Source organism: Noviherbaspirillum autotrophicum (assembly GCF_000818395.1).
GTDB lineage: Bacteria > Pseudomonadota > Gammaproteobacteria > Burkholderiales > Burkholderiaceae_D > Noviherbaspirillum > Noviherbaspirillum autotrophicum.
Map to the genome: position 1 here is coordinate 1 of NZ_JWJG01000020.1, position 2220 is coordinate 2220.

Sequence of the window (2220 nt, forward strand, 5' to 3'; positions counted from 1 at the left end):
CGATAACCACCATTTAAGGGAGCGACCAAATGCAGATTGCGACGATTGGCCTGGACTTGGCAAAGAATGTAATTCAGCTGCACGCGGTGAATCAGCATGGAAGAGCGGTAGTCAAGAAGGCACTCAAGCGTGATCAAGTTTTGCCTTTTCTGGCTAATCTCGCACCGTGCCTGATCGGGATGGAGGCGTGTAGCAGTGCGCATCACTGGGCCAGAAAGCTACAGGCACTCGGGCATACCGTACGTCTCATGGCGCCGCAATTCGTCAAGCCCTACGTCAAGACGAACAAGAATGATGCCGCAGATGCGGAGGCAATTTGTGAAGCAGTCAGCCGGCCGAACAGGCGCTTTGTGCCCATCAAGAACCTGGAGCAGCAGGCCGTGTTGTCCCTGCATCGAGCACGTCAGGGATTCGTTAAAGCCAGGACGGCACAAGCCAACCAGATACGAGGCATGCTGGTTGAGTACGGCATCGTCTTGCCGCAAGGTATAAGCCATGTGATGAAACGCTTACCGGACATCCTTGCCGATCAAGCGACAGAGCTGCCCGCGACCTTTCTTCAACTACTGCAGAGGCTTGGGGAACATCTGCGGGAACTTCATCGGCAGGTAGATGAACTGGAACAGCAGATCCAGGGATGGCACCGGGAGAATGAAGCAAGCAGAAAGCTGGCAGATATCCCGGGCATTGGGCCGATTACCGCCAGTGCGCTGGTGGCCTCCATTGGTGACGCTCGTAACTTCAAGAGTGGCAAGGAGCTGGCGGCGTGGTTGGGATTGGTTCCGCGCCAGCATTCCAGCGGTGGAAAGCCAACACTGCTTGGAATCAGCAAGCGCGGCGACTCATATCTCAGGATGTTGTTGATCCATGGTGCCCGTTCAGTATTGCGCGTCGCTCAGCGAAAGGCGGATTATGCAGGCGGCTGGCTGTCCAAATTAACCGAACGGCGACATCACAACATTGCAGCTGTAGCGCTGGCCAACAAGAACGCGAGGATTATGTGGGCACTGCTTGCACATGACCGAACCTTCAATCTTGCTTTCAATACGACACGGTGATAACGCAGATGAATTCAAGATGAACATGCATCGGAGCGTAATGCAGCTAGCGGAACGAATACAAAGGAAAGGAACCCTCCACCGATTGCACGGGCAATCATGAAGTGATGGCAAAACAGGTCAGACCGAGGCAGGCCAAACCTATTTCACACAGGGAGCATCAAGCTCGATAGGCTGATTAGGAACCTGCCAGCATATTCCATCAGGGACAGAGGCTGTAGCCTCGAACGAAAGTCCGGATCTATGGCTGCAATCTCCACCTGCTTGACATCATCGATTGAACGCTTGGCAAACTAGGGGCGACCATCTATGTGTGAAAACGTGAAAAATCGAATGACAAGACCACAACATGTCGCGAAGCGCGCTCCTTCTACTCCGTTATTTCGTGCTGGCTTCGTGGCAAAACCGCGTTTCCACACACGCTCGGTCGATACGGGTCACGTAAACAAGTATCGTCAATGTCCGGTTGCCGGCCACTTTCTGTCGTAAGGACGAACATTGGGGCATTTGCCTCCCGTAACGATGGAGGTGCAATCCGGGAGATTGGCCCTTTCCTCTTTACCAGCGTGCACCCCGGCGGGCCAGTCGCAGCAACCGGTTCATCCAATCACATAGATACACGCCAGCTGCAATTGATCGATCGTCCTCCATCAGGTAAGGCAGTAGCCTACCGGGGCCAGCGGCGGCGGGGGAGAGCGGTCTCCGGCGATGACACGCAGATCGATTTCGATCGTGCGGCATAGCGCGTTCAAAGGGAGGTCGTTGTCCGAGTCGCCGAATGGTTCTTCGATTTCGTCGCCCAGCGCATCCAGTCCGAAGAAGGTATAGGCCACGATTGCCACGACGACGGGAGTCATGAACCGTGTGGTGTCGACCAGGCCAAAAGGCAGGAGAAAGCAGTATAGGTAGGCGGTCCGGTGCAGCAGTAGGGAGTAGGAAAACGGGATCGGCGTATTCCTGATCCGTTCGCAACCGGCTGCCACCATCACCATCGATGACAGCGTGGAATTGATGGCGGCTGCCGTGGCACCATCCACGCGCTGTTCGACGAGACACTGGCGCAGGTCGTCCCCCATGCTACGCATCAGCAGGTTCAGATTGTCCGCCGGCGCGCGCAGCCCAGAAAATTCTTCGGCAGTCAGGAAGGGACGCAGTTCCTCCA

Annotated in this window: 2 protein-coding genes; one reads left to right on the forward strand and one right to left on the reverse strand. The window is 55.6% G+C overall.

All coding sequences use genetic code 11. The features are described from left to right. The first annotated feature begins 29 nt into the window (after window positions 1-29). Window positions 30-1058, forward strand: a complete 1029-nt coding sequence (locus TSA66_RS01200) for an IS110 family RNA-guided transposase (RefSeq protein ID WP_040038680.1) — start codon at window positions 30-32, stop codon at window positions 1056-1058. 650 nt (window positions 1059-1708) lie between these two features. Here the strand turns inward: TSA66_RS01200 and TSA66_RS01205 are convergent. Next, on the reverse strand, window positions 1709-2220 hold a 512-nt coding region (locus TSA66_RS01205; RefSeq protein ID WP_040038681.1), incomplete at its 5' end, for a bestrophin family protein.